This is a genomic window from Alteromonas marina (genome assembly GCF_000808575.1).
In the GTDB taxonomy this organism is placed as follows: Bacteria; Pseudomonadota; Gammaproteobacteria; order Enterobacterales; family Alteromonadaceae; genus Alteromonas; species Alteromonas marina_A.
In genome coordinates, this window is sequence record NZ_JWLW01000012.1 from 330,723 (window position 1) to 346,175 (window position 15,453).

At 44.2% G+C, this 15,453-nt stretch carries 12 protein-coding genes; 4 read left to right on the forward strand and 8 right to left on the reverse strand.

Annotation, left to right across the window (positions count from 1 at the left end; translation table 11 throughout):
• Positions 1 to 3: 3 nt before the first annotated feature.
• From RJ41_RS07050 to RJ41_RS07065, 4 genes are all read right to left on the reverse strand, one after another.
• Positions 4 to 1,398: a TolC family protein gene (locus RJ41_RS07050; RefSeq protein ID WP_039218688.1), complete on the reverse strand. Its 1,395-nt coding sequence runs from the start codon at positions 1,396 to 1,398 to the stop codon at positions 4 to 6.
• A gap of 192 nt (positions 1,399 to 1,590) precedes the next feature.
• Positions 1,591 to 2,139, reverse strand: coding sequence for a hypothetical protein (locus tag RJ41_RS07055; RefSeq protein WP_240485752.1), 549 nt, complete (start codon positions 2,137 to 2,139; stop codon positions 1,591 to 1,593).
• 111 nt (positions 2,140 to 2,250) lie between these two features.
• Entirely contained in the window at positions 2,251 to 3,339 is a 1,089-nt protein-coding gene (locus tag RJ41_RS07060; RefSeq protein ID WP_205622706.1) for an alpha/beta hydrolase, read from the reverse strand.
• 84 nt (positions 3,340 to 3,423) lie between these two features.
• Positions 3,424 to 4,164: a glutathione peroxidase gene (locus tag RJ41_RS07065; RefSeq protein ID WP_039218689.1), complete on the reverse strand. Its 741-nt coding sequence runs from the start codon at positions 4,162 to 4,164 to the stop codon at positions 3,424 to 3,426.
• A gap of 225 nt (positions 4,165 to 4,389) precedes the next feature.
• Here RJ41_RS07065 and RJ41_RS07070 point away from each other — a divergent pair, with 225 nt between their 5' ends.
• From RJ41_RS07070 to RJ41_RS07085, 4 genes are all read left to right on the forward strand, one after another.
• Positions 4,390 to 5,085, forward strand: coding sequence for an AAA family ATPase (locus RJ41_RS07070; RefSeq protein ID WP_039218692.1), 696 nt, complete (start codon positions 4,390 to 4,392; stop codon positions 5,083 to 5,085).
• Positions 5,045 to 5,368 carry a hypothetical protein gene (locus RJ41_RS07075; RefSeq protein ID WP_039218695.1) on the forward strand — a complete coding sequence of 108 codons (324 nt, stop codon included), beginning with the start codon at positions 5,045 to 5,047 and terminating at the stop codon, positions 5,366 to 5,368. The genes RJ41_RS07070 and RJ41_RS07075 overlap by 41 nt, the downstream gene beginning before the upstream one ends.
• Positions 5,369 to 5,520: 152 nt before the next feature.
• A complete protein-coding gene (locus RJ41_RS07080; RefSeq protein ID WP_240485753.1) occupies positions 5,521 to 7,629 on the forward strand; it encodes a GGDEF domain-containing protein in 2,109 nt (702 codons plus the stop codon).
• Positions 7,630 to 7,647: 18 nt separating this feature from the next.
• On the forward strand, positions 7,648 to 7,965 hold the full coding sequence (locus tag RJ41_RS07085) for a GFA family protein (RefSeq protein WP_039218703.1): 318 nt from the start codon (positions 7,648 to 7,650) through the stop codon (positions 7,963 to 7,965).
• A 121-nt stretch (positions 7,966 to 8,086) separates the two neighbouring features.
• Here RJ41_RS07085 and prsR read toward each other — a convergent pair whose 3' ends face one another.
• The 4 genes from prsR to RJ41_RS07105 all read right to left on the reverse strand — a co-directional run bounded on the left by prsR (position 8,087) and on the right by RJ41_RS07105 (position 15,145).
• Positions 8,087 to 9,448, reverse strand: a complete 1,362-nt coding sequence (prsR, locus tag RJ41_RS07090; RefSeq protein WP_039218707.1) for a PEP-CTERM-box response regulator transcription factor — start codon at positions 9,446 to 9,448, stop codon at positions 8,087 to 8,089.
• Positions 9,449 to 9,523: 75 nt separating this feature from the next.
• Complete coding sequence (gene prsK / locus RJ41_RS07095) at positions 9,524 to 11,596, reverse strand: XrtA/PEP-CTERM system histidine kinase PrsK (protein ID WP_039218709.1); 2,073 nt, start codon at positions 11,594 to 11,596, stop codon at positions 9,524 to 9,526.
• Positions 11,597 to 11,810: 214 nt separating this feature from the next.
• Positions 11,811 to 12,935 (reverse strand): beta-ketoacyl-ACP synthase III, encoded by a 1,125-nt coding sequence (locus RJ41_RS07100; RefSeq protein WP_039218712.1) that lies wholly within the window; start codon positions 12,933 to 12,935, stop codon positions 11,811 to 11,813.
• A gap of 407 nt (positions 12,936 to 13,342) precedes the next feature.
• Positions 13,343 to 15,145 (reverse strand): choice-of-anchor I family protein, encoded by a 1,803-nt coding sequence (locus RJ41_RS07105; RefSeq protein ID WP_039218715.1) that lies wholly within the window; start codon positions 15,143 to 15,145, stop codon positions 13,343 to 13,345.
• Positions 15,146 to 15,453 lie beyond the last annotated feature (308 nt).

Below are 15,453 nucleotides of genomic sequence, written 5' to 3' on the forward strand. Positions count from 1 at the left end.
TAACTACTCTTTATTCGAAAAATGGGCGTGAGTGGGCAGGTACAAATAAGCAAGTGACGCCAATGTTCTGGCGCGCTCGATGTCGATTTTGAGTAAATCATCCTGTACCTGTACTTGCTTGAGATTGGCATTGACAACATCACCGATATCACCGGTGTCTGTGGTATAAGCTGTCAGTTCAGCCTCAGAAAGTTGCTGTGTTTCACCAATTAACGCCGTTTCATAAAGCGCTTTGCGCTCAGTTAGCGCTGACAAGCGTGATTTAAGCACCTCTGCATTTGCGGCAAGCTCGTTCACTTTCAATCGGAAGTCCGTTTCAGATGCACTCATTTTGGAAGCCGCCGCGGCTATTGAAGCGTCTTGACGAGATTTATTGAAAAACGGAAGGTCTACTTGAACACCCAATGACACAAAGTCAGCTCGGCTTGCGCCATTTTGCGCGTCTTGTCTGTATCCATAACTTGCTTCAAATGCCCACTGAGATTTAGTTTGCTCTCGCGCTATATTTAAATTTTGCGCCTCTATCTGGGTTTGAATCTTAAGTAATGTTGCCTCGGGGTGATGCTGTAATATTGAAAAAGGCTCAATACTCTCAACAACCGTCAAGAATGAAGATAAACTAAGGTTGCTGTCATTTAAAATGGCATCGACTTCAATGGCGTCTTGTGTTGATTGAGTCAGGGGCGCGCTAACAGAGTCATCTAGCGGCGCACCAAACCATTTTGAAAGTGCAGATCTCGCTTCATTTTTTTGCTGATAAGCCTGCACGTATTTATCGTCTAAAGACAACAATGCCAAGCGCACTTGCAATATGTCTTGCTGCGCCGCTGCACCAACGCCTTGGCTGTATCTGGAGTCAGTAAAATCAAGCAGCTGTGTAAGCAATGATTTCTCTTTGTCCAATAATCCAATGCGACGTGTTGCATAGACCCAATCTAACCAGGTAAGGGTAACCTCACGTTTAAGCCACGCCTTTCTCGCTTGGCTCTCTACCGACATTTGATCAGCCATAACCTGATACTTTTGCTGGCTGTAAAGGTTTTCATCGCCTCGCGGTAACTGCTGCTTCAAACCAACTTTAAATTGCGTCATAGGCTCTTGGTCAAATGCGAAGCCGTCTGTAGGCAAGTTTTGCACAGACGCTGAAACCTGAGGGTTTGCCCAATATGATGACGCTTCTGCTTCTGCATTAAAGCGATCCTTTCGATGCGCATTCCCTTTGAGTAAAGGGTCATGCTGAATAGCTAGCTGCAGCGCTTGTTCTAGGCTTAAAGTCTGGGCCTCGACAGGCTTAATAGACATCAAACAAAAAGAAAGCACAAAACATAAGGCGAACAAGTCCCTTATTTTACTAAGCCTAGCAGTGCCCACTTTTTCAGGTACGGAGTAGTTGCTCATGTATAACATCACTTTTCAGGTGTAAGGCGTGATGACGTTGCACCGTTCTTCGCTAAATTACACAAAGGGAATTAGCAAAAAAGGCTTACCACGCGTTACATAGATAAAAGATTAGAGACATCTCAAAAAGAAAAGACACCTCGTTGAATCAAAATTGTCTCTGCCGCGAAAAAACAAATCCGCGAGATAGATCTATGCTGTGAAAAGTGACTTAGGTGGGCGAAACTGCCCGAAGTGAGGCGATGTACACTGCCCTAGAATAGGTGCAGTGGCAGCCATTCTGGCTACCGATATTTCGGTCTCAACTGTAGGCTGGATAAGCGCACTCGCGCTAAGGTTAAAGCAATGATCGGTTGGGCAATTGCACTCATCCTTGCAGCAAGACATGTCGCTCATCTGCGCTGCTTTCGCGCTATTCACGCCTGCATCGCTGTCTTGGATGCCGTAGAACTGAGCGGGTTTGCTCATGCTGTTTTTAGCATTTAAATCCGCATGATGTGATGACAACTCTTGGTGCTGACAATGTGAATTAGCAGACTCAGGGGGTTGAACCTGATGGTTAGCATTAGCTGCATCCGACTGCGGTGTCATCACCGACATTGAATGGGCATGCTCGTATGAATGTTCAATAGATACAGCGCTACCTGACGACACGAGAGCCATCATTAGAAACAAGGTAAGAACCCACGAACTTGCATTCGTCGACTTATACCCATTAGGCGTTAAGATAATCCGAAACATTTTCAAATACTGTACTCAGAATATTGCTGTATCGACTTAATATTCGCTCAAATGATAGCGTGATGTCACCGAGCAGTAAAGGCAAGGGAATGTTTCATCACGCTTAAAAATTTATTCAAACTGCGACAAATAATCTTTCAACATCAAGCCCATGGTTGAGAACAGTGGGTTTGCCTTAGGTACAGCGCATTCTTCTTGCTGATTTACCATGCTTGCGTTGAAATTCATTTTATTGAGCAAGTTTGTATCCACAACTAAATCTGCATGGCACAACCCGTACGATTCATCGATAACAAAAAAGGTATTCGGCCCTTTACTTGCTTCCATTAACTGCTCTATGCCATGAATAGGCGTAGTTACATCAGCTTGAGAATGAGCGGCAAATAGTGGCACTTCAATTTGCTGTCCTTCCTCGACTTTGTTCCGAATGATGTTAATTAAATCCATCAATTCCAACCCTGCTAAACCTGCAACATTTGGATATTTATAAGGGTTGGGGCCGTGGGTTTGATAGCTTCCATCAATCACTCGTGCTAAAAGTTTAATGCCCCAAATTCGAGACATACTTTCAGCGTTATCAGACAGCGCCAGCGCGCCAGAAAATAACATAAGACCATCAATATGATTTACTTCGTTATTGGCATTATCTAAATAATGTTCAACAGCCAGTGCACCACCTGTAGAGAATCCACCTACTAGCAAAGTATCACCCATGCTATCAGCCAATTTAATGACTTCATCAACGTGTGACTGCCAGCGCTCTGCTAAATCCCAGTCAGACATGTCATCATCGGCATCTCGTTTACCATGACCAGGTAAAAGGGGCACAACTACGGTAAAACCCTGTTCAAATAAGATGTTAGCGATTTCACGCATAAAGAAAGGTGAGTCGCTTAAGCCGTGGATAAGCACTGCCACCTTGCTGCTTGATTTGTTGGTCAGCATGAAAGGCGAATTGCCTTCATTTCGCAATACGTTGCTGCATACCGAAAAACGATTAAGTGCCGTTTCTCTACACGGCTGGGTATGGCCCCATTCTTTTTCGTAAAATGCTTTGAACTGACTTTGAAGATCTGAAAAACTTCTGCTTTTCATTTCGCTAGTATCGGGTATCGACACATTTGCGGCCATAGCCATATTTACACCTAAAAGCGCAACAATACCTATGAGCAATTTTACAAAAAACTTCGATGACACCATTATTCTCCGCTACGGATAATTAATAAAAAACGGGAGCAGTTTACCATGCTCCCGTTTCTTGTGACGATTAATACGTATATTACGTTAGCTAAAGTACACCTCTAGATCATCAGAACCACCAATATGCTTACCGCCAATAAAAACTTGCGGCACGGTTTCCCGACCACTAATCGCAGTTAAGCTGGTTAGTGAAGCATCTTTGCCCAACACAATTTCTTCGTACTCGTAGCCTTTTTCATCAAGCAGTTTTTTCGCTTTAGCACAGAAAGGACAACCCGGTTTTGTGATAATAGAAACAGGTGCGTTGGTTTGCTCTTCTGGCGCAATGTAAGCCAGCATGGTATCTGCATCTGACACTTCAAACGGGTCGCCGGCAACATCAGGTTCAATAAACATTTTGTCTACCACGCCGTCTTTTACTAGCATTGAATAACGCCAGCTTCTTTTGCCAAAGCCCAAGTCCGCTTTATCTACAAGCATACCCATGCCATCAGTGAATTCACCGTTGCCGTCTGGAATAACAGTAATGTTAGCGGCTTCCTGATCTGCGGCCCATGCATTCATAACGAAAGTATCGTTTACCGATACACAAACAATGTCATCAATGCCGTGTTTCGCGAACTTTTTCGCTAAAGCGTTATAGCGAGGTAAGTGGGTAGAGGAACAGGTTGGCGTAAAAGCACCAGGAAGTGAAAACACCACGACATTTTTGCCAGAAAATAATTCATCTGTCGTTTTCGTTACCCATGCATCCCCCTCTCGGCATGGAAATGACACGCTAGGTACTTTTTGACCTTCTTTGGAAGTAAAGCGACTTTCTGACATAACAACCTCTTATCGGTAATCTTATTGATGAAGTAAGAAGACTAGAACGAGTTTTTGCACAAATCAATAGGTATTGTCTTACATTCGTTAATATCGATTTTGATGCTGAACCTAGTTCATAGGCTGCCTATGCTTTTAGTCGAGGTTAGGTTCGGTCGTGACATTATTCACGTTCCTCCGTAACGCTCAGTACTTTAACATAAGCGATATTCGAGGGTTATCACCATGATTATTTTGGTTGGTGGAGAAAAAGGCGGTAGCGGAAAGAGCTGCCTAGCACAAAACATTGCGGTTTATCTTCGCACTGAAAAAGGTGCCAAAGTGTTAATGGTTGACTGTGACCCGCAGCGAACGACATCAGACTGGATCCAAGAACGCAAAGCTAACCCACGTCTGGCCGAAATAAATTGCGTTCAGTTATACGGAAAAATACGTAACGAATTACTTAGTCTCCGTCAGTATTACGATTACGTTGTGATCGACTGTGGTGGCCAAGACAACCTTGCTTTACGTTCTTCAATGGCGGTCGCTGACCATATACTTATTCCAGTTAGACCTAAGCGTCGTGACCTAAAAACAGTGCCTCACATGGAAGATATATTGTCTACCTGTAAGATGGTTAACCCCAAAATGAACGCTGCCTTTGTTATCACACAATGCCCTTCTCTTCCCAGCCTGGCAAATCGTATTCTTGAGGCAAAAGAAGTGTGTCGTTCATTTGGTATACCTGTCCTGAACTCTGTCACTTTTAGTCGAAACATGTATGACGACTCGGAAGAGTCGGGGCAGTCTGTTATTGAAAGTGAGCCAGAGGGCAAGGCGGCTACAGAAATAAGAACCCTGTTTGAGGAGTTATTAGCTGGCAAAGTGGAGGACGCTTATGAGTTTACTCAACCTCAAAAAGTCGAAGCCGTTAGCTAAGCCCAACCTTCGATCTGTAGAAGATTTTATCGATGATGCATTGCTTTATGCGCAGGGTAAAGTAGGGAAAAAGCAATCATCGGCGGCTAAAAACGAATTAAAAAGCATGCGCACAGATTGCGTTGTACCGATAAGAAAACCAGCTAAACCAGAGGGTATGCGACATGCTACTTTTACATTAACACCGCAATGCATTGAGAAACTTGCAAATATTGCCCAGCAAACAGGTAAAGCAAAGTCCGCACTAATTCGGGAGTGGATTGAAAAAAACAGCAAAAACTAGACTAAAGTATAAATCCGAATACATATTAAAAACGTTTTATTCTTCACAATAATAATGTTGCTAGGGCGAAAGGCCCTTGAGATACTCAGTAACAGTATATTCTGACAGCGTATGGGAGATACAACAGAATGGGCAGTGAAGGATTGAGCACAGTGCGCGTGCTATTGTGTGCCCTACTATTTGCGATGTATCTTGTGCCGATTAGACCGGCAATAGCTATCAATTTAAATAATAGCGAAATTACAAACGTTGAAAACCTTCTGAAGGCTAAAAAATACACTGATGCTGACAGCAAGGCACTTTTGTTATTAGAGCAAGCCTTGCAACAACAGCACTTGTCCGCCGATGCTTTTTCAACACTCGGTCAACTACTTCAAAACGCATCTCGTTTTGAAGTATCAAAAGCTATTTTTAACGCTGCGCTCGAGCGTTATACCGCCGAGGGCAATCTCGACAAAATAGCGTCAACCCTTCTTCAACTTGCTACTTCGGAGAGGAATTTATCTAACTACTCTACCGCAATGACTTATGTAAGACGCGCTATGTCTATTGCACAGATTGAACAAGATGACCTCTTAAAAGCACGATTAAACCTTGAACTTGGCATAATTCACCAGGACCAAGGGGAAATAGAAACCGCGCTTGAGCCGTTAAAACAAGCCCTGCGTTACTTCCGTGAAAATAAAATGGCTAATGAAATGAGCCTCTCGCTTCTCCGTATTGGCGACATTTATAGTTTACTCAACCAAGCGGCTCTGGCCCATACCTATTACCAAGATGCATTTGATAGCATTGAAAACACGGGTACGCCTAGGCTACTTGGTATCATAAAAGCACGTATGGGTGCATTAGCACTGAAAGTCGGTGATATTAACCAAGCCATAGGGACTATCGACGACGCTCTGACCCTACTGCTTTCTACCGATGACGTTGGTGCAATCGCACAAGCAAAAATGCTATTGGGCAACGCACTTGTAGAAAGTGGCGATGTCGCAAAAGGCAGGGAGCTGTTAAAAGAAGCCATGCAGTTCGCACGTTCATCAGGGCAAGCCAAATTAATGAAAGAGGGACGGCTGGCCCTTTCGCAAGCGTACATGAAAGAACAGAGCTTTGAACTGGCTTTAGCAGAAGCACGAACGGGTACTATTGATGCGCGAAAAAATAGGGATATTCGGGGGCAGTTGAGTTTTCTATCAATACAGCTTAGTGCTTTTGTTTCGCTTGGGGAGTTTAAAAAAGCGCTGGACATTCAATCAGTCATTCAACAGTTGCGTGAAAGATTGCTGGACTCAGAAAACAGGTCCGCCATAGAAGGGCTTCAGGCTGAAATCGAACTTGTGCGCCAGTCTCGCACGCTAGAAAAGTTAGAAGAATCGAAGCAACTTGTGCTTGCACAAGCTGAGCGTGAAAACTTACAAACCACCTTGTTTTGGAGTGTGTCGTTAGCTGCTTTGTTGCTGACATTTTTAGTCTGGAGTCGATACAAACAGCGCCAGCAAACCATTATTCTGCGCCGAGAAGTTAGACAGCAAACGTTGACCCTCCAAGAAAAAAATCAAGAGCTAGAAAGAGCCTACAAGACGCTAGAAGAGGTAAGCCTGCGCGATCCGTTAACGGGTTTGTACAACAGGCACTACCTTGAGTCACAACTACCGGGTGAAATAAGGCGCAGTCAATTTTCAGTAAAACAAAATACAAATGCTAATAAAGCGAAACAAGACTTACTCTGCCTGCTTATTGATATCGACCACTTTAAACGTATTAACGACGATTACGGCCATATGGCGGGTGACAAGGTGTTATCAGCATTCGCTAACGTATTAAAAGAAGTATTCCGACAGACCGATCTCATAATTCGATGGGGCGGTGAAGAATTCTTAGTCGTATGTCGCCAATCTAATAGAGAAGAACTGCCTGAATTGGCTGAGCGCTGTCGAGAGATGGTGGCTCGCACGTCTTTTGATATTGGCCAAGAAGCTCCCATCAATATTACCTGTAGTATAGGCTTCTCATTACTTCCTCCTGACAAAGAGGATGATTTTGATGCTGCATGGAAGCGAACGTTTGCTGTAGTAGATTATGCGCTTTACGCCACTAAACTTTCTGGCCGTAACGGATGGGTAGGTGTTATAGAAACACTATCAAGCCATAGAGCGCATCCAACATTGTTAGATACTAAATTCAATTTTCCTGGTTCAAGAATTGCCACATCATTTAACAATGTGGCGAGTATCAAGTGGCCAGATACCCTTGATAAATAGCAGTAGAGGAAGTGAAATATGTATAGAGGAAGCTGTCACTGCCAAGCCATTCAATATGAAATTGAACATCTGGATGAATTAGAAGCCGACAATGAAACTCTGACTCAAACAGATACCAGTCAACTGAGTATGACAGTTGAAAAAGAAAGGCTTGTTATCGACTGTGCTCCTTTCTCGTTAGCCAAATTGCATGAGGCTAACGGTGAAACGCATCACGTATGTAATGTGTGTGCAAGCGTCATTTTTGTAGAACTTAATCCAAATAAAGTACGACTTGAAGTGACATTTACGGGTCACGACGCACTAGCGGAACCACATCGCCAGTTTATGCTTTAAAAACTTTTGCATATGATGTTTAGCCTGCATAATGCGTGTTTTTAACGGCTTAATAAGTGGGGTGAAAAGTCATTCGTCCCAGTTATTAAGCACTCGCAGTGGCTGGTGCCATGCTCTGCCTTTAATCGCTACTTTTAATATCTTCCATGTGATATTTATCAATAAGCGAATATAATGTTGGTCGCGTAACGCCAAGCAGTTCTGCCGTTTTAGACATGTTTTTATCTGCTTTTTGGTAAGCCCTACGTATGGCGCGGCTTTCAGCTATTTCTCTCACTTCACGTAAGTTTAATGTTTCAGGCTCATCATGGGCATCTACTGGCATTAATCCTAGGTCATCCGGCTGTATCACGCTCCCCTCCGCCATAATCACCGCTGACTTGAGTTTGTTTTGCATTTCACGAATGTTACCCGGCCATTTGTGAGCTAACATGGCATTAACAGCGGTTTCAGAGAAGCTTTTAGCCTTAGCTTTAAACTCTTCGCGGTAAATGTTCAAGAAGGTACGGGCCAGCAGAATGATATCTTGATCTCGTTCACGCAACGGCGGGATTACAATGGGCATTTCACCTACTCGGTAATACAAATCTTCCCTAAAAGTTTCCTGCGCTACCATGGCCTGCAAATCTCTGTGAGTCGCACAGATAACCCTTATATCAACAGGAATTTCATTGCGCCCGCCCACGCGTTCTATCACTCGCTCCTGCAAGAAGCGGAGCATCTTAGCTTGTAAACCTATTGGCATGTCCCCTATTTCATCGAGAAACAAGGTACCGCCTTGCGCGGTTTCAATTTTACCTATGGTGGTTTTATTCGCGCCAGTGAACGCCCCTTTCTCATAACCAAACAACTCACTTTCTAACAAGTTCTCGGGTATTGATGCACAGTTAATCGCCACAAATGGTTTATCTTTTCTTGGGCTGTGTTCATGAATACTGCGCGCAAATACTTCTTTACCAGTACCACTTTCACCAAGCAGTAAAGTGCTGATATCGGTATTAGCAATTTTCTCGGCTCGGCGCACTACTTTTTGAATAGCCTCGCTATTGCCGACGATCCTAGACATGCCTGAACGGGTGCGCGATAAAATGCTGTTCTCATGCTCCAGCTTCGACAAATTTAAAGCACGATTGACCAACAGTTTAATGGTATCTGAATCGATAGGCTTTTGATAAAAATCATAGGCACCAAAATCAATGGCTTTAAGCGCATTTTGCTTATCACTGTTGCCAGTCACCACGATCACCTTAGTTCTCGGCGCTAGCGCAATGATGTCGTGAAGAATACGCAAACCTTCCGACGCATTCGCTGGATCTGGCGGAAGCCCTAAATCTAGGGTAACAACCTTAGGTTCAAAACGACGGAGCTGGGCTATGGCAGATGTGTGATCGTCCGCAAAAACAACGTTGTAATCGGTAAGACTCCATTTAAGTTGCTTTTGGATACCTAAATCATCATCTACTACCAAAATGGTATCGGTCATTTCATCATCCTATTATTCTACTTCATCCATCGAAAGGGAGTGGATTTGATAATATCCACTTTTTAGTTATACACCCTATCCTATCGGAAAATACAGCGTAAAACAGCTACCGCGTCCAGGTTCGCTTTGAACAGTTAGTTTGCCACCGATAGACTCGATATATGTTTTTGCATCATATGCACCAATCCCCATACCAGCATTGCCTTTCGTGGTATCAAATGGCTTGAATAGTCGCTCTTCAATAAACGCTTTATCCATACCTGACCCTGTATCTTCTATCAAAACTAGCTGCGATTTGTTGTCAGAATTTCCAGTAATCACCACGTCGACTTCTCCGTCATCTGCGGTTGCCTGCTGAGCGTTGCTGATTAGGTGATAAAGCACGTTTGCCACCTTATCCTTATCAACCGTCACGGCCGTTTCTTTTAGCACATGAACTGTTGGTAGCGGACGTAAACCTGAACAGCGGTTGTTGACCACATCTTTGGCCAGCTCCGAAATCAAAAATTCTGAGTTTACACCTTCTTCAACGGCCTTTTTATCAGTCAGCTGTTTGAGCATTTTTTCCATTCTTGCCTTAGTATGCTCCAAGGTTTCGAAGGTGTCTTCGATAAATTCAGGGTTGTGTTTATGCTGTTGAGCATTGGCAAGAATAAGGTCGACTTGAGCAAGTACATTTTTTAAGTCATGTAAAACGAACGCAGACATTCGATTGAACGCCGCAAACTGGGCGTTTTCTGCTACCACTTGAGCCGCCTCGTGGTGCTGCATGTACGTGCCTACTTGCTCAGATACGGCGGTTAGATAGTCTTTCACTTCCCAATTTAAACTGATTTTTTCATTGTCTCCTGACGCGAGAACAGCAAATCCCCACAGCTTCCCATCTTTTAAGAAAGGCACGAAGAGTTGGTAGCCCCATGCTTTTAGTGCATCTCTATCTAGCTTTAACCCCTCGTAATCGAATGGTTTGACGAGGTAGGCATCAGTATCAATAATCCAGCCATTTTTGTCGCTATAACTTGCAAGCGTTTCTAACGTTGTACAGGTAGCGTTGTTTTCTTTCGAATCAGTTAACGATTCATTGTTATCTGTTGACGCAGTGTTTGTAATAGGTGATGCCTTAGCCACGCATTCATAGCCATTCTGCGTTACTTTAAACAGCAGACCTGACTCATATTGAATGGCGTTAAGCATTCCTGTTAGGCCAGCGTAGTAAACATCTGATGAGGTATCCCCTGCACGTGTTAACCACTGCGTTAATTTCACCCATTCAACGCGGTAGTCGAACTGATTCGCAAAGAAATGTTTAGTGATAAATACTTTTATCTTAGTGCGAAAGCCGTTGGACAAGAATACAGTGGCGAGCAATGCGAATGACATCACAACCAATATGATTTGAACCGTCGCTCCCCAGTTGCCTCCCATATAATTTATGGCGTAGCCGACAACAGCCATCACAAAAAGATAACCGCCCGCCACTAAGAGTAGAGAGCTGTGCAATACCACGTCCCGCGAGATAAAGATATCAATGCCCCAGTGATGAATTCGTCGAATCGATATGACGAGTAAGGGCATTAACAAGAAGTAAATATAGCCTCGTGCCGCTATGTAGCCAATTTCAACCTGGTTTACCATGGTAGCGTTTGCATAGGTAACGAACTCAAACAGGTTGGTTGCTCCCAGATAAATAATGATGGGCTTAAACGCCCACTGCTCACGCCCAGCCTGTCGATACACAACTTCCAGAAGTACAAGCACTTCTAATGACAGCACAATCAGTACAAGAAAGCTCCACGCGGGATTTACTACCAATAGATAAGGGGTTAGCAATGCTGCTAGTGCGGGGGCAATAATAATTAACGTTACAGGGCGTTTCAGAACGTCGGAGATATTGCTAAAACTGGTCTGTATACAGCCAGCCAAAAAGAGTAGCCATGCGAGCTGCTTAAGCACGTCAGCGCTGAGTAACCAGCTTAGTGAGATAGGCCCAAATAGCGAAGTGATTAAGGTTGTGGACCATAAAAAGGTGGCTGTGGTTGCCAATACCAATAAATGCTTGGCAGCGCCGGGTTTGCGTACCGTTAACAACAGCAATAAAAGGGCTAAGTGCGCCAGACTATTTAACCCATAGCCTACATCTGAAATCATCCTTTTATCTCACCCTTATTATCATTATTTAGGAGATGAAATACAGGGGTGCGCATTGATGCAACGTCCCTGCTTTAGCGAGACAGTGTCAAAACAGGCCACTTGATCGGCCGCGCTGGCACTGGCGACAATGTTAACTATATCTTACCTTCAACAGCACTTAGCATTTTCAGCTAGGTACGGTGCGCAGGCATCGCCCGCGCTATGAGAAAAACTACCGTTTACGGATCACTAATGAGCCAATTGAATACCCTGCACCAAAAGAGCAAAGTACTCCCACGTCACCAGCTACCAGGTCTTCATGGTTTAAACCAAACGCAATCACAGAACCCGCAGAAGCAGTGTTGGCAAACTCGTCTAGCACAATTGGCGCTTCGGTACGGTCGGCATCGCGACCTAACAGACGTTTACAAATCAAAGTGTTCATATTGATATTAGCTTGGTGAAGCCACCAACGCTTGACACCCTCTGGCGTAATGTCGTGACTCGCTAAATGCGCTTCAATATGCGCGGCTGCCAACGGGCACACTTCCTTGAAAACTTTGCGCCCTGCTTGATGGAATAGTTTATCAGGTCCATACGGATCAACGTCTTCGGCACGTGTCATATAGCCAAAATTAGACCGAATATTGTTTGAGAATTTCGTCAATGCCTTGGTGCTTAGCACGTCGTACACGTGCTCACTTTTGGCGGTTTCAGCAAGCTCAAGCACAGTCGCCGTAGCCACATCGCCAAAAATAAAGTGACTGTCGCGATCAGCGTAGTTAATTTGCGGTGAGACCAACTCAGGGTTAATAACCAACACGCGAGTCGCATTTTTCGCGCTCAGTATTTCATAGGCGCGATGCATGCCGAACGTTGCTGCAGAACAAGCAACTAGCATATCGAAACCAAACCCTTCAATGTTAAGCGCTTCTTGTACTTCAATTGCAATCGCAGGATAAGCACGCTGGGTGTAAGCACACGACACAATCACAGCATCAATCTCATTGGCAGAAACATTGGCGGATGCCAGAGCTAACTTGGCTGCTTCGACGGCAATTTCGGCTTGGTGAGAAAGTTCGTCATCTGATCGAGGGGCAATCTTAGGCTTCATTCGAGTGATGTCTAGCGCACCCTCTTTTTGATAGATGTAGCGACTTTTAATTCCTGATGCTTTTTCGATGAACTCTGCACTTGAATAAGGCTTTGCTGCTACATCACCTGATTCGATTTGCGCTTTATTTTCTTCGTTAAACGCATCTACGTAAGCATTGTAGCTATCTACGAGCTCTTCGTTAGTTATACTGTCTTTAGGGTGCCATACACCCACACCACTAATCACAACTTGCTGAGACATAGGCATTCTCTATTATTTGATAGCACTACGGTAGTATTGAGCATTGCGTTACTCTGTGTCCTAAACGCATCTATACCAGTGCAATTGAGCCTTATCGTATTTGCCTTTAAAAATACGACTGTGTTTTATGGGGTATAGCTTACCTTAATCCTTAATCGGTGTAACCATAGTGAACACAAGGAAAGCTCATTTCCTCTGTTTAATACCAGTCCGCATAGATAATTACCTAATCAGCGAGACTTACAATGTTAGTAATCGCGGCGTATTACCGCAGGTATAATGTTTTTTCATCAAGGTGACTCAACAAAGATGACGGCCACCTTAAATTCGTCCTTCGGGAAAACTTGGCAAGCTACCAATAAAAAACCCCGCTTCAAAGCGGGGTTTCGTGTAATCAAAGCGGAAGCTTACAGCTGGTTGATTTGCCACACCGTTACTGTGCCGCTCACTTCGTTGCCTACAACAAGAAGAGGGACGCCACTAGGGCTGTCTTCAGCGCTAACAAAAACCAGACTTTCAGGCGCAAGGTCACCAATGACATCATCGCTTGTCAAACCTTCGGTTAAGTCACGGTTAATTACATATTCTGCGAATTGAACGTCATAAGGGTTAGTAACGTCGTATACGAAAATACCGCCCATACGCTCTGTGCCGATAAACGCGTAAGTGCGATCGCCAACTTGACCCACGGTTAACGCTTCTGGCTCAGGACCTTTATTTTCAGAGCGCGAGTCGCCTGCGTTTTCATCGTCACCGTTGTTGAACTGTGCGCCATGAACTGAAGCAGTAATGCGTTCAAAATCATCACCTGAGTCATAGACCACTAAACCATTTTGATCCCAGATGGTGAATGAACGTGCACCGTAAGCGTACGCTGCATCGTACTCTCCGTTTCCATCAGCATCACCCATAGCTGAAGTTACACGTAAGTCGTCCGCTTCACCTGTCGCCTGTAACATAGCTAATTCAGAGTTGGCAGCAGCGGTAAGGTCTTCTACTTTCACTTCATCGGTATAAGCAAGGCAACCATCGTCTTCGTCAAAGTCTACACCACCTGCAGCAGTACATGCCGCTGCATCGGCAGCTTCAAAGAAATACTCTCGGGCATCACCTTCGTTCGCGGTTACGATAAATATTGCATCTTTCCACGTAAAGTTAGCAATAGTGTCAGGCTGATATACCCCGTAAAGGCCGGTATATTGTCCAAAACTAACCGCATCGTTCTCTTGAATATCAATGTTAAGCCCAGCCCAAGATTTCGTGCCTAGACCAACAACATCAACGGTTAATTCTTCTAAATCTAAGATTGCTAGGCCATTGTTTTCCTGAAGGCTCACATAAGCAACGTCGTTGGTAGCCGTTATATATTCAGGTTCAAGATCTTTCGCAACCGTAGAGGTAATTACAGTGCCGTTAATAGTCTGGCCCGCCGGATTTGGGAACATCATCCCCTGTGCCATCAAATCGGCTTCAGTACCATTGAACGCTGTGAAGCCTATCGTAGTACCAGTTTCTTCAGGCTCTCCGCTGGCTAGAATATTAATAACAGTAATTGAGCCCTCTGGATCGATAGTGTAGTCATCCGAAGGCTCACCTTCATTCGCCACTAACACCTTACCACCGTCGGGGGTAAAAGTGACCATATCAGGTAGTGCGCCGACCTCGACAGAATCCAAAAACGCAGGAGCAGAACTGTCTAGCCCATTATAGAACAACACATAACCGTTATCAGTTTTAACGTCTGCAGGTACGGAAACAGCCATGAGATCGCCGCTTATTGCAATACTTGTTAGGCTACCTAGCGTTACACCGTTAATATCGGCAGGCAATGCGATAGTGGTTGGCGTAAGTGTGGTTGTATTGATTGGATCTGACATTGTTGCAGTATTGACGCTAGAAGCATCAATAACCGCAATTGTGTTAGTTTCACCGTTTGTAGCATAAATGGTACTGGTACCAGCATGGTACTGAACAATTTCAGCCGCTGTTTGATTGCCTAAAAAGGCGCGCCCAACGATATCCATCGCAATACCAATGGAAGCATCGGTGCCATCGCTGCCATCAGTACCTGGTTCACCTTGTTCGCCCTGCGGCCCCTGTGCCCCAGTCTCGCCCTGAGCACCATCGTCACCATCAAGGCCGCATCCTGTAAGCGCAGCTGAAACTAAAAATGCGAGTAATCCATATTTAAACTTATTACGCACTGCCATTTGCTTTCCTTTTTATTTGTTTTTGTTGTACGTCGGAGATCCGATAAATCTGAAGTTCCTAAGCCTAGTACACCAGAAAATTTATGTAACTTCTATGTATAAATTAGAATCAGTTTATGACACAAATATTAAGAAGGCAAAAGCGTGTAACTTTTCTATAAAAAAGCAACTATTTACGTATTTAAATGCCAATTGTAAGGAGATATTTCAACCTACTTTGTAGTCAAATTGATTCGATAGGTCTGCTCGAAAGCGGCACATAGGCGCTTTAGCGCGAACGTCTAGTTTTCTTTATTAGTAGTATCTGA